This window comes from Stomatobaculum sp., assembly GCF_057248925.1.
The window spans coordinates 11,647-32,171 of sequence record NZ_DBHIHF010000018.1; the positions used below are offsets into that span (position 1 = coordinate 11,647).

The following is a 20,525-nucleotide window of genomic DNA, read 5'->3' on the forward strand; positions in this document are numbered from 1 at the left end:
CACAGCTGTATTTCTCAAATGACAGGTTTCGGACAAAATCTGCGAACAAAAAAGAGCCGCGGCGAAAGTTCCCTTTCGCCGCGGCTCTTTTCGTATTCGAATTCATACTCTCCAGCTGAGCGCCTCGCTTCTCGCCTCCACAAATCTTCGGTATATGCCGTCCTCCCTGAGAAGTTCTTCGTGGGTTCCGCGCTGTACAATGCGCCCGCGGTCAAGCACAAAGATACAATTTGCGTCCCGCACGGTTTTCAGGCGGTGCGCTATCAGTAAGACCGTCTTCTCCCTGGTGAGCGCCGCGATTGCCTCCATGAGTTCCTTCTCGTTCTCCGGGTCCACGTTGGCGGTCGCCTCATCGAGGATAATAACGGGCGCATCCTTCATGATGGCCCGCGCAATCGAGATGCGCTGCCGCTCCCCGCCGGAGAGCGAGGCGCCGTTCTCTCCGATTACGGTGTCATAGCCCTCCGGGAGCGCCATAATGAAGTCGTGGCAGCAAGCCTGTTTTGCCGCGGCAATGACTTCCTCCATGGTCGCATCCGGCTTTCCGAAGCGTATGTTGTTTGCGACCGTGTCGTGAAAGAGGTAAACCGATTGGAACACGAAGCTGAAGTTCTCCATCAGCGAGTCGATCGAGTAGTCCCGCACGTCTTTCCCGTCGAGACGCACCGCGCCGCGCTGCACATCCCAGAAGCGGGCCATCAGTCGGCAGAGCGTGGTCTTGCCACTGCCGGAGGGACCCACAAAGGCCGCGCTTGTGCCGGACGGAATGTGAAGCGAGATGCCGTCTATCACCTTCCGGCTCCCATACGCAAAGTCTATGGTCTCAAGTTCGATGTCCTCTGTCCGCGGCTTATAGTCCTCTCCCCCGATTTCCATCGACGGGAGAGAGAGTATCTCCTGCCCCCGCGTGACGCAGAGATCCACCATGCGAAGCAGAGCCGAATAAGAGCCCATGCTCGAAAGTCCCGCGAAAACATGAAAGGCCATAACCATCATCAGAACCGCGGTGATGAGGTCCATGCTTCCGTCCAGATAAAAGCGCAGCGAGACCAGTAAAATCCCGAGTCCCGTCAGCTTCAGCACCCCGTTTTGGAGCGGCATGTAGCGGTTTGACGCAAGCTCCAACTCGGTCATCACGCGGGCGGATTCCGCAATGCTATCCTTCAGCTTTCGCTCGGACTCTCCGCTGAGCCCGTAGGACTTCACCTCGGAAATTCCCTGAATGTACTCGAGCACATTCTCGACGAGTTTGGTGTCGTTCGCTATTTTTTGTTTGGACAAGGACTCATTTTCATGCTGCATGCGGGCGTTAATCAGGGCAAAGAGCAGCACGCCGGTAAGGGCAATGAGACCGATACGCCAATCAAAGAGTAAAAGCATCAACAGAATGAGCGCTGTGTTGAGAAGCCCCTGGGTTGTCTGCATGACCACGAGGGTTGCCACATCGCCGAGCTGCTCCATGGTATTGGTGGTCACCGAGCTGATATCACCGAGGCTCTTGCGGTTAAAATAGCCCATGGGCAAAAAGCGCAGCTTTTCCGCAATTTCTATGCGCTTGTTCGCGCACTCCCCGTAGCCCGCGCGGCACTGGAGCATGGCCTGCTTGGCGCGGAACGCTGCCTCCGCAAGTACGCCGATGAGCAGGAGCAGAAAACTGAAAAGTATCAGCTTACCCGTCATCCTCTTTTCCGAAAAACCGTGGAGTATCAGGTTGATTGCCGGGTATTTCAGCACTTCGCAAAAAGCAATCAATACCCCGAGTAAAAGCGCCCCATAAAACATACGGCGGTGTTTTGCGGAACAAAAGGCAAAAAACTTATTGAGTGTCGCAATCATTCGGAAAGCCCTCCTTCCTCCGCGCGGTCCCTTGCGCTGCTGTGCGCCTCCCACATGTTTCGGTAGAGCGGACTCTCTCTTAGCAGCGCCTCGTGCGTCCCGCAGGCCGCAATCCTCCCGGCCTGTACCACAACAATTTGATCCGCATTCACAATGGTCGAGAGCCGGTGCGCAATTACCAGCAGCGTTTTATTCTGCGCAAGTCTTGCCACAGAGCGCTGAATCAGCGCCTCATTTTCCGGATCCGCATAGGAGGTCGCCTCATCTAAGATGAGGAGCGGCGCATCCTTCATCATCGCGCGGGCAATCGAAATGCGCTGGCGCTCACCGCCCGACAAATGCGCCCCGCTCCCGCCGACCACGGTGTCAAAACCGTTCTCGAGTTCTGCGATAAAGTCATAGCAGCCGCTGTCCCGCGCAACCTGTTCGACTTCCGCATCGCTTGCCCCCGGTCTTCCCATGCGTATGTTTTCCCGCACCGTCGTGTTAAAGAGAAAGCTGTCCTGAGAAACGTAGGCAACTTGCCGGTTATAGTCCTCCGTCGAAAGCTCTCTTAAATCGACGCCGCCGAGGGTGATGCTGCCGTCCCCGACGTCCCAGAGGGAAGCAACCAGTTTTGCGATGGTCGACTTGCCGCTCCCCGAGGGACCGACCAGGGCTGTCACCTTTCCCTCCGGAATGCAAAGGTTTATGCCGTGCAGCACTTCTTTTTCCCCGTAGCCGAAACGCACATCGCAAAGTCGCACTTCGCTGCCTTTTGGCATGACGCGGCTCCCTACGGGGCGCGAGAGTTCCGGAAGCGTAAGGACAGCGTCAATCTCACCGAAGATTGAAGTCGCCTTGCCGATGCTGTCACTGAAGCTGAGTGCCGTAATGAGCGGCGTAATCAGACCGCAGGCGAGAATCAGTATCATCACATAGTCATGAAACGCGAGCGTGCCCTGCATCACAAACACCGCGCCGAGCGGAAGCACCGCAAGCAGGGTTGCCGGTGCAATCGTCATGCCGAGAGAAAAGGGCACGATGGTCGCCTGCATCCAGTCGGTGAAACTGTTCGCGTTCTCCTCGGCCGCGCGCGCAAAGCGGGCATAAGAGCTCTCCGCCTTTCCGAAGGCCTTGATGACCTCAATGCCGCCGATATACTCGACCGCCGTATCATTCAGCGCCTTGGTGGTCTCCTGCGTTCTGCGGAAGGGGCGCTCGTAGTCGTGAAACATCGCCATCAGGCAGAGCAGGGTAAGCGGCAGGGTCGCGAGCGATAAGAGCGCCATGCGCCAATCGATGCGGCAGAGATACAAAAACATGAGGAGCGGCGCAAGCAGGTTTGCCGTAACTTCCGGCACCACATGCGCAAGTGTCGTCTCAATCGCATCCGTTCGCTCGACCATGATATTTTTGAGCGCGCCGGACGGCGTCTCGCGCACCGTTCCGAGCGGCAGGCGTGCAAGCTTTTCTAAGAGTGCCGTCCGTATCCCCGCAATCAACGCAAAGGTCGTTTTGTGTGACAGGTTGGTCGAGAGTGTGTGAAAGACGATACCGAGCACAATAAAAAGTGCCATCACAGCTCCCTCTCGAAGAAACACGGCATAGTCGCGCTCTCCAAGGAGAAGCTCTTTTACCATGTGCCCCATCACAAAATACGGCGCCATGGAGCAGAGAACCCCGACACAGGCCAGCACAACGCTCTTTTGGTAGCTTGCCTTGCTCACCGCCGCAAACTTTGTCACATAGTAGAAAAAGCCCGCCATTCTCCCTTTTTCCGGCTCATTTTGTTTGCTTGCTTCCGCCATACATTTCTCCCCCTTTCTTTGCGCGGACCGGGGCGCTCCCCGTCCGCCGCCACCCGTTGATTGCGGCGGGTTATATACTCCTAACCTCTACTAAGGATAGCACTTCGCCTTTATAAATAAAAGCCGTGAAAGCGCTTTTTAATAACTTTTGTAAAACCGTTACCGCTTTCCGCCGGACATCACTTGCCGCGGCACGCTACTGTCTAGCTTTTTCAACTCTTTCCTGAGACAAAATACCCTCTTCTGCCGCAGCAAGTCGTTTCTTTTCAAAAAAAAATCTCCGGGTACGGCTTTCGCCGCCCCGGAGACCATGGTCATGCTCTCGCGTTGCAAATCAAGCTTCCGGCTCAGAGACTCTTAACGCCGGTCACCTCATAGTCCTTCTCTTCCACGGCCTGCTTCAGCGTCTCATCGCTGACTTCCGCATTCAGCTCCACGACCGCAGCGCCCTTCTCGTGGCTCACGGCTGCACTCTGAACGCCCAGCAGTGCCTCGAGCGCCTTCTTGACTGTCGCCTCGCAGTGTCCGCACATCATACCCTTGATTGTAAGTTCCTTCTTCATAAGATCTCCTTCCGCGCCTTTTTCGGCGCTTACGGCTTCCAAAAGCCGCCCCGATTGGTTTACGGTAACATGGTGGCGCAGCGGCCGGTCGTGCCGCGCATCGTGCACGCGGAACAGGTTAAGACGCAGCGCATTGCTCACAACACAGACACTCGAGAGGCTCATTGCCGCCGCGCCAAGCATCGGGTTCATCGCGATACCGAAGAAATGCAGGTAAGCGCCCGCCGCTGTCGGCACCAAGAGCACATTGTAGATGAGCGCCCAGAAGAGGTTCTCCAGAATGTTCCGGTAAGTCGCGCGACTCAGGCGTATCGCCGCCGTGACATCCGTGAGTCGGCTCTTCATCAGCACCACATCCGCCGCGTCGATGGCCACATCCGCGCCCGCACCGATTGCAATGCCGATGTCGGCACGCGTCAGCGCCGGTGCGTCGTTGATGCCGTCGCCGACCATAGCGACCTTGCCCTTTTCCCGGAGTGCCCGAATCACGGCCTCCTTGCCGTCCGGCAACACACCCGCCACGACTTCGTTGACACCCGCCTGCTTGCCTATGGCCTCGGCTGTCTTTTGGTTGTCCCCGGTCAGCATGACCACATGGATGCCGAGTTTTTTAAGCTCTGCGATTGCCGCCGCGCTGTCCTCCTTCATCGTGTCCGCGACCGCAATGACACCGAGGAGCTCTTGTCCCGCCGCAAAATAGAGCGGTGTCTTTCCCACCGCCGCGAGCGCATCCGCCGCTGCCTCGAGTTCCGTCGGAATCGAGACCTTGCCGCGCACAAAGCTCAGGTTTCCGGCAAAGAGCTGCGTGCCGTTTTGCCGCGCGCTTAAGCCGTTTCCGGGAAGCGCCGCAAAGTCATCGACCTCTTCCAAAGGAATACCCTGCTCTTTGGCATAGGCAACGACCGCCTTCGCGAGCGGGTGCTCGCTCTTTGCCTCGAGCGCATAGGCCGCGCGGAACAGCTTATCCCGGTCGCCGTTCGGCAGCACATCCGTCACAACCGGCGTGCCGTTTGTAATGGTTCCGGTCTTATCGAGCGCCACAATCTGCACATTGCCGGTCTCCTGCAGAGCCTCTGCGTTCTTGAATAAAATGCCCTGTCTCGCGCCGACACCGTTGCCGACCATGATGGCGACCGGTGTCGCAAGGCCCAGCGCGCAGGGGCAGCTCACCACGAGCACCGCAATGCCGCGCGCCAGCGAAAAGCCGATGCTTCCGCCCGCGAGAAGCCAGATAACGGTGGTCACAACTGCCACCAGAATGACCGCCGGCACAAAGACGCCGGAAATTTGATCCGCAAGTCTTGCGACCGGCGCCTTGGTCGCCGCCGCATCGCTTACCATCTTGATGATCTGCGCGAGGGTCGAATCCTCACCGACTCTGGTCGCGCGGCACTCGAGGAAGCCCGACTGGTTCAAGGTCGCGGACTTCACTTCGTCGCCGACCGCCTTGTCGACCGGTAGGCTCTCGCCGGTCAGCGCAGCCTCGTTCACCGCGCTGTTTCCCGCGACCACAAGACCGTCCACCGGGATATTCTCGCCGGGCTTCACGCGGAAGATGTCCCCGACCCGAACCGCATCGACCGGAACCGTAACTTCTTCGCCGTTCCGGAGGACCCTCGCAGTCTTTGGCGCGAGCTTCATCAGTGACTTTAAGGCGCTCGTCGTCTTGCCCTTTGAGTAGGCCTCGAGCATCTTGCCGACTGTAATCAGCGCGAGTACCATGGCGGCCGTCTCAAAGTAAAACTCCATCATGTATTCCGTGACCTTGGCCTGATTGCCGTCTACCACGGCCCGCGTCATCAAAAACAAAATTACAGTCGAGTAGAGGAAGGCCGCCGAAGAGCCGATGGCTATCAGCGCATCCATATTCGGCGCGCCGTGGAACAGGCTCTTAAAACCGTTCACGAAGAACTTCTGGTTCACGACCATGATTGCGGCCGCAAGGAGGAGTTGCAGCAGTCCCATGGCGACATGGTTCCCGTCAAAGAAGGACGGGAGCGGCCACTTCCACATCATATGTCCCATCGTGAGATAGAGAAGCGGCAGGAGGAATAAAATCGAGGCGATGAGCCGCCGCTTCATCTTCGGCGTCTCTCTGTCCTTTAAGGCATCCTCCTCGGCCGCAAGCTTTGCTTGATAGCTACCGTGACTCTGCTCCGCCGCATCCTTCTCGGCCGCGCCGTAACCCGCCGCCTCGACCGCCTGTATGACCTCGCTTGACGTCACATCGCCCTCAACACCCATGGAGTTCGTGAGCAGACTCACCGAGCAACTTTTCACCCCCGGCAGCTTTGACACCGCCTTTTCGACCCGCGCCTGGCAGGCCGCACAACTCATTCCGCTGACTGTATATTGCTTCATCTTACCTTCTTTCTTATGCTTGTCCTATCCGGTACCGTCCGCCTCACTTCATCAGCTTTTGCAGAGTTCTGACCAGCTCGTCCAGCTTTTCCGTGTTGCCCTCGCGCACATCTTCCGCGACACAGGACTTTAGGTGTGCCGCGAGCAGCACCTTGGTAAAGCTGTTCAGCGCGCAGTTCGCCGCCGAAACCTGATTCAGAATGTCAATGCAGTAGGCATCTTCCTCGAGCATCTTCTTTACCCCGCGTATCTGCCCCTCAATGCGGTTCAGTCGGTTTAAGAGCTGTCTCTGCTCAGCTCCGTCCCGCACCTTTTTCATGCCGCTGCAATGGGGACAGGCCATCTCTTCGTTCACTGCCACATTGCACCTCCTCTCCCGATTAATACCCCTGGGGGGTACCTTTGAACTACAGCTATAATATACCCCCACCCTGTATCTGTCAAGTTTTCGGTTCAAAAATAAAAACAGCCGAAGCGGATGGCTCCGCTTTGGCTGCGCTTGAATCTGTATTCCGTTATTTCCGCTATCACCGTCATTCCGCTATCCCGCGAAACGCTGTCGTCTCAGCGCCCCAACTCCAGAAGCCGCGCGAGTTCCGCAAAATCCGTCTTCACGAGCACGCAGTTGCCCAGCGTTTTCGGCTCAATCAGCGTAATCTTCTCGCCCCGGCGCTTCTTGTCGGCGCGTGCCGCCGCAAGGATGCGCTCGCTCGGCAGCTCCGTGCTGTTCGGCAGCTTATATTTTTTGAGAAGCTTCTCCAGTATCTTCTCACAGCTCTCCGGGCAGCGGCCGTCCCGCACCAGCGCCCGCGTCATAATCGCCATACCGATTGCGACACAGTCGCCGTGGAAAAGCTTATAGTTCATCTCCCGCTCAATGGCATGTCCCAGGGTGTGTCCGAAGTTCAGAATCTGGCGCTCGCCAAAATCCTGCTCGTCCTCCGCGACCACATCGCGCTTTAAACGCACGCACTGGGCAATGATGTCCTCCAGTTTCTCCGCCGCCTCATCGCTCAGCAGAAGGTCGAGGAGTTCACGGCTCCGTATCATACCGTACTTGATAACCTCCGCCATGCCCTCAGCAAAGACTTCGGGCGCCAGCGTGTCGAGTGCCTTGCTGTCACAGAGCACAAGGTAGGGCTGCGTGAAGGTTCCGACCAGGTTCTTGCCCTCCGGCAGGTCGACCGCTGTCTTGCCGCCGACCGAGGAGTCCACCATCGCGAGCAGCGAGGTCGGAACCTGAACGCAAGGAACACCGCGGAGATAAAGAGAAGCCGCGAGCCCCGCAAGGTCGCCTGTCACACCGCCGCCGAGCGCAATCACGACATCCTGTCTCGTGAGCTCTGCCTTGGCAAAAAAGGTCAGCACTTCCAGGAGCGTTCCCGGATTCTTCGAGGCCTCACCCGCCGGGAACGTAAAGGTCTCGACCGAAAAGCCCTCCTGCCGGAGCGTCTCGGCCGCCTGCTCACCGTAGAGCGGTCCCACATTGGAATCCGTCACAATGACCGCCCTGCGCCCGCGAATCAGCGCCGCCGTCCGAAGCCCGAGCTCCGAGAGCATGCCTGCGCCGATAATTACCTCGTAAACCCGCGAGGCCCGCACCAGAACCTGTTCCATACCGTTCCTCCTCTTCGCTCAGGCATTTGCCTCAATCGTGGCCTTCCGGATCAGCGAAATCGCGCGGGACACATCCGCAAACTGCTCCGGGCGCAGCGACTGTGCGCCGTCCGAGAGTGCGTGCGGCGGATCGTTGTGTACCTCAATGATGAGGCCGTCCGCGCCGGAAGCGACCGCTGCCATGGCCATCGGCTTCACATAGCGCGCCACACCCGTCGCGTGGCTCGGGTCTACAACCACCGGAAGGTGCGAGAGCTCGTGCAACACCGGAACCGCCGAGAGGTCCAGTGTATTTCTGGTCGCCGTCTCGTAGGTGCGAATGCCGCGCTCGCAGAGAATCACGTTCTCGTTGCCCGAGCTCATAATGTACTCGGCGCTCATTAAGAGTTCCTTGATCGTATTCGCAAGTCCGCGCTTTAAGAGAATCGGCTTATTCAGCTTGCCGAGTTCCTTTAAGAGTTCAAAGTTCTGCATGTTCCGCGCACCGACCTGAATCACGTCCACATCCTCAAAGAGCGGGATGTGCTCAGCGCTCATAATCTCGGTCACAATCGGAAGCCCAGTCGCCTTCTTCGCCTCGAGCAGAAGCTTCAGTCCCTCCGCCTTTAAGCCCTGGAAATCGTAGGGGGAAGTGCGCGGCTTGAACGCGCCGCCGCGGAGCATGGTTGCGCCGGCCGCCTTGACGCTCTGCGCGACAAAGATAATCTGCTCCTCGCTCTCCACCGAGCAGGGACCCGCAATCAGGCCGAAGTTGCCGTGGCCTATCTTGACCTCCGGCGTCACCTCAACCACCGTGTCGTGCGGATGGAACTTGCGGTTTGCCTGCTTGAAGGGCTCGGAGACCCGCTTCACAGCCTCGACAATGTCAAAGCTCTTCACCTGATCCTCATCGATGCGGGAGGTGTCACCGATGACGCCGATAATATTCTGATAATCACCCTCCGTGATATGGGTCTTGAGACCCTTTCTCTCAATCCAGTTTACCAGATCGTTTACTTTTTCCGGCTTGGTCTTGCTGTTGATGATGATAATCATACTCTCTCTCCTCTGTTTCAATACCTGGTTCAGCGGGTAACTCGAACAAAAAAGGACGTCCGCGGTGAAGTGTTTTCACCGCGGACGTCCCGAAAACGCCCATCCCGAATTCAAATTTCGGAATTTAATTCGCAGCAAAAAGCACTCTTACTTTCAGACCGTAAAGCCGTAAAAGTAAAAGTACCAATAGCCGTTGACTGCGAACTTCTGACTCATAAAATAAAGACCTCTCTCGTATGGCGTCCCCTTTTGTTGAAGGGAATATAGCACCATGTGCGGGAGAGGTCAAGCTTTTTTTGATTGTCAGTGCCTATCCCGCGGCATTAAGCCTTCTTGCGGGAGCGGTAGAAGTAGACACCTGCCGGAAGCAAAATATAGCCGATCAGCATGGCAACGATTGCGTAGTAGTTCGGCACGGTCTTGCCACCCACCTCAATCGAGAACTGCGCCGCCCACTTGAATTTCGCGAGCAGAAAGACCGTGAGGCCGAGAGACAGCAGAGAGAACGGAACATCCAGCACAAAGTTTTTCTTCGGGTTCGGAATCACCTCGCCGCGGTTCTTGCCGTAGTAGAAGGTAATGACCGCGAGCGGCACGAGCACAAACTGCACGAAACGGCTGATCGAGCTGATAATCATGATGCCGCGCATGTCATACCGAAAGGCCATCGGGATGATAATGGCAAGCGCCACGGTGAGCAGGAAGGCATAAATCGGGACGCCGCTGCCCGTGCGCTTTGCGAAAATCGGCGGAACCAGTCCGTCCGAAGCCATGGCCTCGAGCACACGCGGTGTCAGGAAGGATGCAGCGACATTGATGCCGAACATCGAGACCAGCGCGCCGCCGACAATGAGACCCTTTAAGAGCGGGTTCGGGAAGACCGCCGCAAGCACCACGACATCCTTCGAAGTGACCAGGGACACCGGATCAATCCGCATGGCGACAAAGACAATGCCGCAGTAGATGAGGGCGATGATGCCGATGGCGAGCGGGAGCGCGCGCGGCAGGTTCTTCTCCGGATTTTCCATGTCTCCCGAGCCGCTCGCGACACTCTCAAAGCCCGTGAACGCATAGAACGCCGAGATGACAGCCGTCACGAAGCCGCTCGTGGTGAGCGCCGGGATTAACTTCTCGCCCGCGTCGTTCGTGAGAAACTCGACTTCCGCGAGGCGGTTCACACCGGTCGTGAGAATCAGGAAGAGACCCGCTACCACCGTGAGCACCAGCGCGCCGAGCTTACCGACGGTCGAGAGGTTTGAGACCATGCGGAACACCTGCATGCCGCAGATGTTGATGATGAGCAAAATGACCATGAGGCAGAGGAAGCCGAGGGTCACATTGGAAATCTTGCTCGTGTCGAGGCGCAAAATCTGAAGCGCTGTCTTCACGACACCCGTCGCCATGACGCCCCAGGCAATGCTGGCCGAGACAAAGCGCGTTGCGCCGACATATAACCCGGCGCTCTCACCGAACGCCGCCTCCGTGTACGCATAAGCCGCGCCGCTCTTTACGACATAGCGGGAAGCCGACGCAAAGGTCACGGCGAGACACGCCGCAAAGAGCGCCGCACAGAAATAAATCTCCGGCGCCATGCTACCGACCTGTTTCGCTACACTGCCCGGCGAGAGGAAAATGCCGGTTCCGATGACTGCGTTAATCGTGAGTAAAACAATGGACCAAAATCCTAACTTTTGACTCTTCTCTTTCACAAAATCCGCCTTTCCCGTTCGCTCAGTTTTCCGCTGTCTGATGCCGCTGTCCCGCCGCAATGAATGCACTCCAAAGTTTTCGCATGACCAGATCCACACGCTCAAGCATTTCCGGATGCCACTGGACCGCAATCAGAAAATCATCGCCCGGAAGCTCGATTGCCTCGATCACACCGTCCGCCGCCGTCGCGACCTCGGTGAAGGGGTCTCCGACCTTCTTCACCGTCTGGTGGTGGAAGGAATTCACGCGGTGAGAGGTGACACCGAGAATCTCCGCGAGCTTCGAGCCTGCCTTTACCGCCACGCTGTGGGTTGCAAGACGCGGGCTGTGTCCCTGCGAGTGCTTCAGAGTCTCCCCCTGACGCTCGCCGAGATCCTGACAGAGGCTGCCGCCCTCCGCGACATTGATGAGCTGGAAGCCGCGGCACACACCGAGAATCGGCAGATGGCGCTCTCTCGCAAGCTCATAGAGCGTGAAGTCATAGCTGTCGCGCTCCGGCACAATCTTGCCGAGGCCGCGGTGCGGCTCCTCGCCGTAGTAAATCGGGTCAATGTCATCACCGCCGGTGATTAACAGCGCGTCCAGCTTGTCGACCACCGCCGAAAGCGCCCCGCGGTCGCCGTTCATCGGAATCATGACCGGCACGCCGCCGGCTGCGAGAATCGCATTGATATAATCCTCATTCACATAAATGCGGCGATAGCCCGGGAAAATGCCCCCGTCGTCCGTAATAAGTCCCGTCGAAATACCGATTACCGCTCTCTTCTCCATGTCTGTCACTTCCTTTCTCAGATGCAATCGTCCACATTGACCTCGTCGGTCATGACGCGCAGAATTTCCTTGTCCGTGTCACGCATACCGACTCTGCCGATATATCCCATGTTCTTGATGGTCTCCTCGACATCGCTCTCGACAATGCCCTCACCCGCCTGGAAACAGCGGTTACTCATGCTCATGTGATGTGCGAGAATCGCCGCGTGCAGGGAACTCGCAATCTTTGCCGCGCAGCTCGGCTTCGCCCCGTCGCAAACAATACCGCCGACATTGCCGAGTGTGTTCGTAATCGTGCGGGAAATCTGCGCGTAGTCGCCGCCGCAGAGGAAACTGATGCCGGCCCCCGCGCCGCAGGACGCCGAAACCGCACCGCAAAACGCGGACAGGGCGCCGATATAGTGTTTGATGTAAATCGAGACCAGATTGCTCACAATCAGCGCGCGGAGCATTCTGTCCTCTGAGACCTGCAGCTCCCGCGCATACTCGACAACCGGCATACTGACCGTGATCCCCTGGTTGCCGCTGCCCGAGTTAATGACGACCGGCATCGGACATCCGCTCATTCTCGCATCGCTGCCCGCCGCCGCGCGCGCACAGGCGCGACACTTCACATCGCTGCCGAAGGTCTCGAGTATCGTGCTGCCGATATTGGCGCCCCAGTTCTTGTCGAGGCCCTCCTGCGAAATCGCGAGATTGCACTCCACCTGACGCCGCAGCACCTCGCGAACTTCCGAGAGATCGGCCTCCTCCGCGTACTCGATGATGCCCTTCAGATTCATGTGATCGCGCGGCGTCTTGTACACATTGCCCTCGACCGCGCGCGACGCCTCATCCTGTTCGAGCTCCTTTTCGTCGCGGAAAATATGACTGATGTTGGTGTGCTTCTTCTCGATTATCACTTCTGCCGTATGATGATCGCCGAAGACCTTCGCCGCAATGTAGAGATTCGGCGCATTCTCCGCAAAGAGCACCTTACAGAAGCCCGCCGCCGCAAGTTCGCGCGTCTTTTCGCGCGCGCTGTCCGTCACATCCGCAATGACCTCGAGCTGCTTCTCCGGGTTGCCGCCGACAAGTCCCAGAATACCCGCGACCGCAATACCTTTCTGTCCGCCCGCGTTCGGCACCGCGACCGCCTTTACGTTCTTGATGATGTTGCCGGAACAGCTGAGCTCCATGCGACGTGCCTCCTCGCCGAGCACTTTGCCCGCGACCGAAGCCGCATACGCAATCGCAATCGGCTCGGTGCAGCCCATGGCCGGAATCAGCTCCTCCCGCAAAATGGCCGCGTAGCGTTCCTTTTCTTCCTGCCGCAATTCACTCATGCCTTTGCTTCCTTTTCCGATTCTATTTCCGCCTGCAGTTCCGTCAAAAACTCCCAGCGCTCCATGCGCTCGAGAAGTTTTGCCTCTACCTCTTCGCGCTCCTCATCGAGCGCGGTGAGACGCTGAAAGTCACTCGCCGAAGCGGTATACTCTGTCTCAATCTCCGCAATGCGCGCCTCAAGCGCCGCAATCTCATCCTCGATGTGTAAAAAATCCTGCTTTTCCTGGTAGGTCATGCGGCGCGCTCTCTGCCGCCTCGTCTCCTCGGCGCGCTGCTTGCTCGCCTCTTTTTCGGCGCTCACCGTACTTTCCGCGCTGCTGCCGCTCTCGCCGCCGGCCGCTTCCCGCCTTAGCTTCTCGACCTGATAGTCCGTATAGCCGCCCTCGTACTGCGAAATCACTCCGTCCTCGAGCGCCAGAATGCGGTGCACGGTCCGGTCCAGGAAGTAGCGGTCATGGCTCACCGCGATCACAATGCCCGCAAAGCTGTCCAGATAGTCCTCTAAGACGGTCATGGTGCGGATATCAAGGTCGTTGGTCGGCTCGTCCAGAATCAAAAGATTCGGCGCGCCCATCAAGACTTTCAAGAGATACAGCCGCCGCTTCTCGCCGCCCGAGAGCTTCTCGACCTTCATATAGTGTTGCGAGCTCGGGAAAAGAAAGCGCTCCAGCATCTTGGCCGCGCTGATCGGTCCCTCTGGGCTCGGCACAAACTCCGCAATTTCTTTGATGCTCTCGATCACTGTGAGCTCACCCGGGAGTGCCTCGTTTTCCTGGCTGAAGTAGCCTATCTTCACGGTCTGCCCGATTTCGACTTCGCCGCTGTCCGGCTTCAAAAGCCCCGTAATCAGCTTTAAGAGCGTACTCTTGCCCGCGCCGTTTCGGCCTATGATACCGAGCCTGTCATTCTTCTGAAACTGGTAGCTGAAATCTCGAAACAGGCATTTTCCGTCGTAGGCCTTGCTCACATCGTGAAACGCGAGTGTGGTCTTCCCGAGCCGCGAGTAGGCCGAGGCAAATTGCAGCGCCGCTTCCTCTTCCGGTCCGGAGAGCGCCGAGAGCTTTTCGTAGCGGGCAATCCGCTCCTTTGACTTGGTGCCGCGGGCGCGCGCACCGCGCTGCATCCAGGCGAGCTCCTTTCTGAGAATGCTCTGTCTGGTTCTCTCGTTCGCCTGTCGGATATCAAGACGCTCCGCCTTCAGCGCGAGGAACCCCTCATAATTGGTATCATAGGAATAGAGCTTTCCGCGGTCCAGCTCCAGAATGCGCGTGCAGACCGAATCGAGAAAGTAGCGGTCGTGCGTGACCATGAGAAGCGCGCCGCGAAAGTTCTTTAAGTAGTTCTCGAGCCACTCCGCGGTCTCGCCGTCCAGGTGGTTGGTCGGCTCGTCGAGAATCAGAAGATCCGCCGGATGAAGAAGCACGCCCGCGAGCGCCACGCGCTTTTTCTCACCGCCCGACATCGTATCGCAGACCGCCTCCGCGTCGCCGACACCGAGCGCGGCGAGCAGTTTTTTTGCCGCCGCGCTCGTATCTTCTCCGCTCACCTCGCCCCCCGCAATGCGGAGGCAGGCGGCGAGCGCGGTCTCCGCCGTAAGAAACCGCGGGTTTTGCGAGAGAAAGCGAATCCGCAGCCCCTTTCGTACAATCAGTTCGCCGCCGTCCGGACTCTCCTCCCCCGCCACAATACGGAGCAGGGTGGATTTTCCGGTTCCGTTCACGCCAATCAGCGCCAGCTTTTCGCCCTCCCCGATATAACAGGCGGTGTCGTCGAAAAGCTTCCGCGCCGTATAAACCTTTTCTAAATGTTCAACAGAGACAATTGTATTCATAATTTCAGTATAACAAAGCTCTCCGTGATAGAAAAGGCTGTAAAAAATGCAAGATGCATTTTTTACAGCCTTAATTTTGTTTGGCGGAACTTATGCAAAGATGTGGTAGCCGAGGTGCTCCGAGAGATATTGTAAAATTTTCTCGCCGCCCACGCTGTTTCCCTTCTTGTTCAGCATCGGCCCGAAGGTACCGATCCCCATGCCGTTCTGCCCGACCGCGACAATGCCGCCACCGACACCGCTCTTCGAGGGCAGGCCGACCTTGACCGCGTACTCACCCGACTCGTCGTACATGCCGCAGAGCATCATGAGCGTCGTCACGATGCGGACAATATCGGCGTCGAGGAGACGCTCCCCAGTCTTCGGATCAATGCCCTTGTTCGAGAGAATCATCGCGTAATGCGCGAGATCCTTCGCCGTGCACATGACCGAGCACATGCGGAAGTAGACATCCAGCACGTCCTCCGGCTCGCCGTCCAGCACGTGATCGCTCTTTAAGAGATAGGCAATCGAGCGGTTTCTGGTGCCCGTCCGCTTCTCGGAGTGGTACACCTTCTCGTTCAACTGAATCTTCGGATTGCCGCAGAGCTTTCTGACCAGCGTGAGGAACTCCCCGAACGGATCCGCCGCCGCAATGCAGTCCGCCGTCACAATCGCACCCGCATTGATCATCGGGTTGAACGGCCGCCAGTCCTTTAACTCGAGCTGGAGTATGCTGTCAAAGCGGTCGCCGGTCGGCTCCATGCCCACCTTTGAGAAGGTGTGGTCATAGCCCGAAGTCTGCAGCGCAAGAATCAGCGAAAAGGTCTTCGCGATGCTCTGCATGGTAAACGGAATATTGTAGTCGCCTGCCTTGTACATGCTGCCGTCCGCATTCATAATGCAGCAGCCCAGGTTCGACGAATCCGCTTTTGCGAGCTCCGGAATGTAGCTTGCAACCTTTCCCTCAATCAGTACGTTCTGGCCCTCTGCGAGCGCTTCCTCAAGAATCTGTTGAACATCCTGTTCCATTATTTTTCCCCTTATCTTGTCGTAACTCAATCCTTCCAGTAATCCAGCTCATCGGGGTTCAGACCGATATCCTTTGCATGGAACACCGGCTCTTTTCCTGCTTTGCGCTGTGCCACATAGTCGTGATAGGTGCCGATTGCGACGCGGCTTAACAACACGCAGGCCACCAGGTTCAGTAAGCACATGCCGCCCATCATGATGTCCGCAATATCCCAGGCAGCTGCCATCGGGAGCAGAGCGCCGACGAAAATCACGATCACGCCGTAAATCCGGAAGCCCTTCAGGAAGCCCTGACTAGGCATGGTCTTATGGTTTAAGTATGCGAGCGCATTGTCGCAGTAGTAAAGATTTCCGATCAAAGTCGTGAACGAGAAGAGCAGCATCGCAACCGTGATGAAAAGCGGGCCGAAGTCGCCGAGCACCGCTTTGAGCGAAGTCTGCACCCACTGCGCACCCGCGAGTTCCGCGGTCGGCTCAACGCCGGAGACCAGGCACATGAGCGCCGTCGCATTGCAGAGGATAATCGTATCGATATAGACCGAGAGCATCTGCACAAGGCCCTGCTTGGCCGGATGCGAAACCACCGCAGCCGCTGCTGCGTTCGGCGCCGAACCGACACCGGCTTCGTTCGAGTAGAGACCTCTCTTGATGCCGAAGACCAGACAGGAACCCGCAATGCCGCCGAAGATTGCGCGGAAGTTGAACGCATCGGTGAAGATGCGGCCAAAGACCGCCGGAATCCTGCCGGCATGCATGAGGAGAACCACCAGGGTGACCACCACGTAAGCGACGCCCATGAACGGGACAATGAAAGCCGCCGTCTTCTCAATCCGCTTGCCGCCGCCCATCACGCAGATGCCGACCAGAAGCGCGAGCACCGCGCCGATGATGCCCGCCGCGAGCTTCGGATTTGCCATATAGAAGCCGTATGTCTGGAATGTCGACTGCGTATTGTAAGAGCAGAGCAGGTTAAAGCCACAGGAGTAGGTGAGCAGCAGGAAGACGACGAAAATCGTCGCGAACCCCTTGCTCTTTAAGGCGTCTTCAATATAATACGCCGGGCCGCCGTAGCTCGTGCCGTCCGCCGCCTTCTTCTTGTAGACCTGTGCGAGTGTGCACTCGGTAAACGAAGACGCGCAACCGATCAGCGCCATGACTGTCATCCAGAATGCCGCACCCGCGCCGCCGAGGCAGATTGCTGTCGAGACACCGATGATATTTCCGGTTCCGACGCAGCTCGCGGTGCTGATCATCAGCGCCTGGAAAGGCGAAGTGCCGTTCCCGTCCGTCGGCTTTGCCTTCATCACCCGCAAGCCCTCCGGCAACATCCGCACCTGTACGAAACCCATGCGAATCGTGAAATAAAGCCCCGCTGCCGCCATGACAATCAGCAAGACCGGATAGTACAGAAAGCTGTCTATCGCATCCAAAACCTGCATAACCATGTTGCGAAACCCCCTATTCTGTTTTTTTGTCGCCACCCCAACTTGTGCACATTTACTAATACAGTCTAGCATGTAAGTATGTAAAGCGGAAATTTTTCAGACCGATAACAGCTATCCACGAAAGAAATATCAACTGTTGGGCATTCTGTTTTTGGGTCTTATGTTGTATAATGTTATCAAGAAAACCAATGGGAGGTAGGCTTGGACGCAAATAATATCAAATACATTGTCGCCATTGCAAAGCACGGCTCCATCAACCATGCCGCAAAAGCAATGTTCATCTCTCAGCCCCAGCTGAGTCATATTCTGAAGATTACCGAAGAGGAGTGCGGCCTCACGCTGTTCCAGCGCACAAGCCGCGGCACCCGGCTCACTCCCGAGGGCGAGGATTACCTGCACCACTGCGAGATTATCCTCGCGGAGATGACAAAGCTGAACCGCTATGTGGCACAGGCGGCCTCCGCCCAGTCGAGACTCAAAGTCAGCATGACACGCTTCTCTCATATCTCCGAGTGCTTCAACGAGATCTGTCGCAGACATCAGGCCGACAGCTCCATCCACTACCATCTCTATGAGGCCTCCGCCTCCAATGTTCTGAACGATGTCGTAGAGGGCAAGTCGGATATCGGCATCCTCCACTTTTCGACCACCAACCAGGAGATGACCTTGCAGGGCTTTGCCGACAAGAAGCTGAGCCTCACACCGCTCGCCACCTTCCGCCCCTATGTGTGCCTCGCCGAGAACCACCCGGTGTTGCAGGGCAAGGTGCCCGCGGCGATCGATATCCGCGAGCTGAAAGACTACGGCTTTGTGCGCTACGCGGGACAGTACGAGGACTTCATCTATCACATCGCGAGCGACAGCGGTCTCATCGACTTGAACGAATCGCAAAAAATCATCTATGTCTGCGATCGCCAGGAGCAGATGCGCCTCATTCAGACCACGACTTTCTATACCATAGGCATTGCCGCTTTCTCCGACCAGAGCAAACTCTACCAGGTGATTTCTGTCCCGATTCTGAAGAGTTCCGAGCACCTCTCCTTCGGCATTATCACCCGGAAGGATACCGTGCTCTCCCCGCTCGAACAGGAATTCAAGGAGGAGGTCATCCGAAAATACCGCACACTTTCGGAAACCGAGAGTTAAATTCAGACTACGTTTTGCCGCGGCTCCGTTTGTTTAGTGCAAACTCATAATATTTTGCCTCGTTCACTGACAAGTTTCCTTGTTCTAACTGTTCTCGCGTGTTATACTCGCAAAAACATAATTGTTTCATAAAAGAAAAGAACAGACAACGTAGCGCAAATTCGCCGCGAGAAAGGACTTTTGTCATGCAGATTCATGAATCCGCCGAGGACTACCTCGAAAAAATTCTGATGCTCCGCGAGGAGAACGGACATGTGCGCTCCGTCGAAATCGCAAATGCCATGGGATACTCGAAACCGAGTATCAGCATCGCGATGAAGCACCTCCGCGAAAACGGTCTGGTGCGCATGGATGCCGAAAACTTCATCTATCTCACCGAAGAGGGCGAGGCGATTGCAAGCCGCATCTATGACCGCCACCAGACACTGACACAGCTCTTTGTAAAACTCGGTGTTCCCTCCGACATTGCCGAGCGGGATGCCTGCAAGGTAGAACACGACTTGAGCCCCGAATCTTTTGCTGCCCTGAAGGAATGTAGCAGACGACTTTAACCTATACCGACATGAGACGAGATTCGGCACTTTCCGGATCTCGTCCTTTTATATTGTACCGCAATAGCAAAGTCCAAAAAGCCGATACCCTTGCACCGAAAAGGGTTTGCCTTTTTTATGATTTCGTTTTAGCATACGCATTGAATGTTAAAAAAACAGATTAAAGAGGGGTTTTGTGTATGAGTACTTCGATTCCACTGTGGCTGTGCGTCCCGTTCGCGGGACTGTTGCTCAGCATTGCGATTGTGCCGCTTGTCGCCGGCGAGTGGTGGGAAAAGCACCGCGTCCACGCGGTCATCTTCTGGTCCCTCCTCTTCATTGTCCCGTTTACGGCGATGTACGGTCCGCTGAAAGCTTCCGAGACTGTGCTGGAGACCGTCTTTAACGACTACCTCTCCTTCATTGTGATGCTCTTCGGCCTCTTCTGCGTGGCCGGTAATATTACCTTTGAGGGCGATCTCGCCGGTTCTCCGCTCGTCAACACGCTGTTCCTGCTGATCGGAACCTTCCTGTCGAGCCTGATCGGCACCACAGGCTCTTCGATGTTAATGCTCCGCCCGATGATCAAGATTAACGCCTGGAGACGCCGGAAACAGCATATCATGATCTTTTTCATCTTCCTGATTTCGAACATGGGCGGCAGCCTGACGCCGCTCGGCGATCCGCCGCTCCTCATGGGCTTTATGCGCGGTGTCCCCTTCCTCTGGAGCCTGCATCTGCTCCCGATACTCGTCTTCAACCTGGTGATTCTGCTCACTGTCTTCTGGCAGCTTGACAAACACTATTACCTGAAGGATGTGAAGCTCGGCTACCGCCCGGACATCTCGAAGCCCGGCACGGAACTCTCACTCCGCGGTGCCCACAACATTCTCTTCCTGCTGATGATCATTGTCGCAGTGGTGCTCGGCGGCACACTGCCCGGCAATCCGATGTTCCGGACCGCAGAGGGAACCGTCCGCGGCATTCACATTCTCGGCGAGGTAGTGCTCGGTTTCCCGACCATGATTGAGATTGTGCTGATTCTCGCGGCAGCCTTCCTTTCCTTCAAGACCACCCCCGAGGAGATTCGCCGCACGAACCACTTTACCTGGGGCGCTATCCAGGAGGTCGCCGAGCTCTTTATCGGCATCTTCGTCACGATGCAGCCCGCGCTCATCATCCTCAAGGAAATGGGCCCGAAGCTCGGCATCACCGAACCCTTCCAGATGTTCTGGGCGACCGGCCTGCTCTCAAGCTTCCTCGACAACACGCCGACTTACCTGGTCTTCCTGACCACAGCGGGCACACTCGGCATGACGAGCGGCCTCACGACGACCGTCGGCACGATTCCGGTCATTTTCCTGAAGGCCATCTCCTGCGGCGCTGTCTTCATGGGGGCAAACAGCTACATCGGCAACGCGCCGAACTTCATGGTCAAAGCGATTTCGGACGAAAACGGTATTCACATGCCCTCATTCTTCGGCTACATCGGCTGGGCACTCGCGTTCCTGGTGCCGGTCTTCGTGATTGACACCCTGGTGTTTTTCTTATAA

General features: G+C 57.0%; 15 protein-coding genes. 3 read left to right on the forward strand and 12 right to left on the reverse strand.

Going from position 1 to position 20,525, the window contains the following annotated elements:
* Positions 1-102: 102 nt before the first annotated feature.
* From ACO4XG_RS07660 to ACO4XG_RS07715, 12 genes are all read right to left on the reverse strand, one after another.
* The gene (locus ACO4XG_RS07660; protein WP_308509586.1) at positions 103-1,836 is read right to left on the reverse strand and encodes an ABC transporter ATP-binding protein; all 1,734 of its coding nucleotides are present in this window, start codon (positions 1,834-1,836) and stop codon (positions 103-105) included.
* A complete protein-coding gene (locus tag ACO4XG_RS07665) occupies positions 1,833-3,626 on the reverse strand; it encodes an ABC transporter ATP-binding protein (protein ID WP_308509587.1) in 1,794 nt (597 codons plus the stop codon). Before ACO4XG_RS07665 ends, ACO4XG_RS07660 begins: the two co-directional genes overlap by 4 nt.
* Positions 3,627-3,973: 347 nt before the next feature.
* On the reverse strand, positions 3,974-6,550 hold the full coding sequence (locus ACO4XG_RS07670; protein WP_308509588.1) for a heavy metal translocating P-type ATPase: 2,577 nt from the start codon (positions 6,548-6,550) through the stop codon (positions 3,974-3,976).
* A 43-nt stretch (positions 6,551-6,593) separates the two neighbouring features.
* Positions 6,594-6,893: a metal-sensing transcriptional repressor gene (locus ACO4XG_RS07675; protein WP_308509624.1), complete on the reverse strand. Its 300-nt coding sequence runs from the start codon at positions 6,891-6,893 to the stop codon at positions 6,594-6,596.
* A gap of 221 nt (positions 6,894-7,114) precedes the next feature.
* Positions 7,115-8,167 (reverse strand): 3-dehydroquinate synthase, encoded by a 1,053-nt coding sequence (gene aroB, locus ACO4XG_RS07680; RefSeq protein WP_308509589.1) that lies wholly within the window; start codon positions 8,165-8,167, stop codon positions 7,115-7,117.
* 18 nt (positions 8,168-8,185) lie between these two features.
* Positions 8,186-9,202 carry a 3-deoxy-7-phosphoheptulonate synthase gene (aroF, locus tag ACO4XG_RS07685; protein WP_308509590.1) on the reverse strand — a complete coding sequence of 339 codons (1,017 nt, stop codon included), beginning with the start codon at positions 9,200-9,202 and terminating at the stop codon, positions 8,186-8,188.
* A gap of 323 nt (positions 9,203-9,525) precedes the next feature.
* Positions 9,526-10,911 (reverse strand): APC family permease, encoded by a 1,386-nt coding sequence (locus ACO4XG_RS07690; RefSeq protein ID WP_308509591.1) that lies wholly within the window; start codon positions 10,909-10,911, stop codon positions 9,526-9,528.
* 22 nt (positions 10,912-10,933) lie between these two features.
* Positions 10,934-11,683: a gamma-glutamyl-gamma-aminobutyrate hydrolase family protein gene (locus ACO4XG_RS07695; RefSeq protein WP_308509592.1), complete on the reverse strand. Its 750-nt coding sequence runs from the start codon at positions 11,681-11,683 to the stop codon at positions 10,934-10,936.
* Between the two features lie 17 nt (positions 11,684-11,700).
* The gene (locus ACO4XG_RS07700) at positions 11,701-13,008 is read right to left on the reverse strand and encodes an L-cysteine desulfidase family protein (RefSeq protein ID WP_308509593.1); all 1,308 of its coding nucleotides are present in this window, start codon (positions 13,006-13,008) and stop codon (positions 11,701-11,703) included.
* Positions 13,005-14,840, reverse strand: a complete 1,836-nt coding sequence (locus ACO4XG_RS07705; protein ID WP_308509594.1) for an ABC-F family ATP-binding cassette domain-containing protein — start codon at positions 14,838-14,840, stop codon at positions 13,005-13,007. The genes ACO4XG_RS07700 and ACO4XG_RS07705 overlap by 4 nt, the downstream gene beginning before the upstream one ends.
* 90 nt (positions 14,841-14,930) lie before the next feature.
* Positions 14,931-15,851, reverse strand: a complete 921-nt coding sequence (gene glsA / locus ACO4XG_RS07710; protein WP_308509595.1) for a glutaminase A — start codon at positions 15,849-15,851, stop codon at positions 14,931-14,933.
* Between the two features lie 26 nt (positions 15,852-15,877).
* On the reverse strand, positions 15,878-17,296 hold the full coding sequence (locus tag ACO4XG_RS07715; RefSeq protein ID WP_308509596.1) for an alanine/glycine:cation symporter family protein: 1,419 nt from the start codon (positions 17,294-17,296) through the stop codon (positions 15,878-15,880).
* A 201-nt stretch (positions 17,297-17,497) separates the two neighbouring features.
* Between ACO4XG_RS07715 and ACO4XG_RS07720 the strand changes: the two genes are divergently transcribed.
* The 3 genes from ACO4XG_RS07720 (at position 17,498) to ACO4XG_RS07730 (ending at position 20,525) form a co-directional block, all read left to right on the forward strand.
* Positions 17,498-18,442, forward strand: a complete 945-nt coding sequence (locus ACO4XG_RS07720) for a LysR family transcriptional regulator (protein WP_308509597.1) — start codon at positions 17,498-17,500, stop codon at positions 18,440-18,442.
* A 185-nt stretch (positions 18,443-18,627) separates the two neighbouring features.
* Positions 18,628-18,993: a metal-dependent transcriptional regulator gene (locus ACO4XG_RS07725; RefSeq protein ID WP_308509598.1), complete on the forward strand. Its 366-nt coding sequence runs from the start codon at positions 18,628-18,630 to the stop codon at positions 18,991-18,993.
* Positions 18,994-19,172: 179 nt separating this feature from the next.
* Positions 19,173-20,525 carry a sodium:proton antiporter gene (locus tag ACO4XG_RS07730; RefSeq protein WP_308509599.1) on the forward strand — a complete coding sequence of 451 codons (1,353 nt, stop codon included), beginning with the start codon at positions 19,173-19,175 and terminating at the stop codon, positions 20,523-20,525.

Excerpts from the sequence above, each read along its gene's own strand:
- ACO4XG_RS07695 (WP_308509592.1), bottom strand. The coding sequence starts at position 11,683 with ATGGAGAAGAGAGCGGTAATCGGTATTTCGACGGGACTTATTACGGAC.
- aroF (WP_308509590.1), bottom strand. The coding sequence starts at position 9,202 with ATGATTATCATCATCAACAGCAAGACCAAGCCGGAAAAAGTAAACGAT.
- ACO4XG_RS07660 (WP_308509586.1), bottom strand. The coding sequence starts at position 1,836 with ATGATTGCGACACTCAATAAGTTTTTTGCCTTTTGTTCCGCAAAACAC.
- ACO4XG_RS07665 (WP_308509587.1), bottom strand. The coding sequence starts at position 3,626 with ATGGCGGAAGCAAGCAAACAAAATGAGCCGGAAAAAGGGAGAATGGCG.
- ACO4XG_RS07725 (WP_308509598.1), top strand. The coding sequence starts at position 18,628 with ATGCAGATTCATGAATCCGCCGAGGACTACCTCGAAAAAATTCTGATG.
- glsA (WP_308509595.1), bottom strand. The coding sequence starts at position 15,851 with ATGGAACAGGATGTTCAACAGATTCTTGAGGAAGCGCTCGCAGAGGGC.
- ACO4XG_RS07670 (WP_308509588.1), bottom strand. The coding sequence starts at position 6,550 with ATGAAGCAATATACAGTCAGCGGAATGAGTTGTGCGGCCTGCCAGGCG.
- aroB (WP_308509589.1), bottom strand. The coding sequence starts at position 8,167 with ATGGAACAGGTTCTGGTGCGGGCCTCGCGGGTTTACGAGGTAATTATC.
- ACO4XG_RS07715 (WP_308509596.1), bottom strand. The coding sequence starts at position 17,296 with ATGGTTATGCAGGTTTTGGATGCGATAGACAGCTTTCTGTACTATCCG.
- ACO4XG_RS07700 (WP_308509593.1), bottom strand. The coding sequence starts at position 13,008 with ATGAGTGAATTGCGGCAGGAAGAAAAGGAACGCTACGCGGCCATTTTG.
- ACO4XG_RS07705 (WP_308509594.1), bottom strand. The coding sequence starts at position 14,840 with ATGAATACAATTGTCTCTGTTGAACATTTAGAAAAGGTTTATACGGCG.
- ACO4XG_RS07730 (WP_308509599.1), top strand. The coding sequence starts at position 19,173 with ATGAGTACTTCGATTCCACTGTGGCTGTGCGTCCCGTTCGCGGGACTG.
- ACO4XG_RS07675 (WP_308509624.1), bottom strand. The coding sequence starts at position 6,893 with ATGGCCTGTCCCCATTGCAGCGGCATGAAAAAGGTGCGGGACGGAGCT.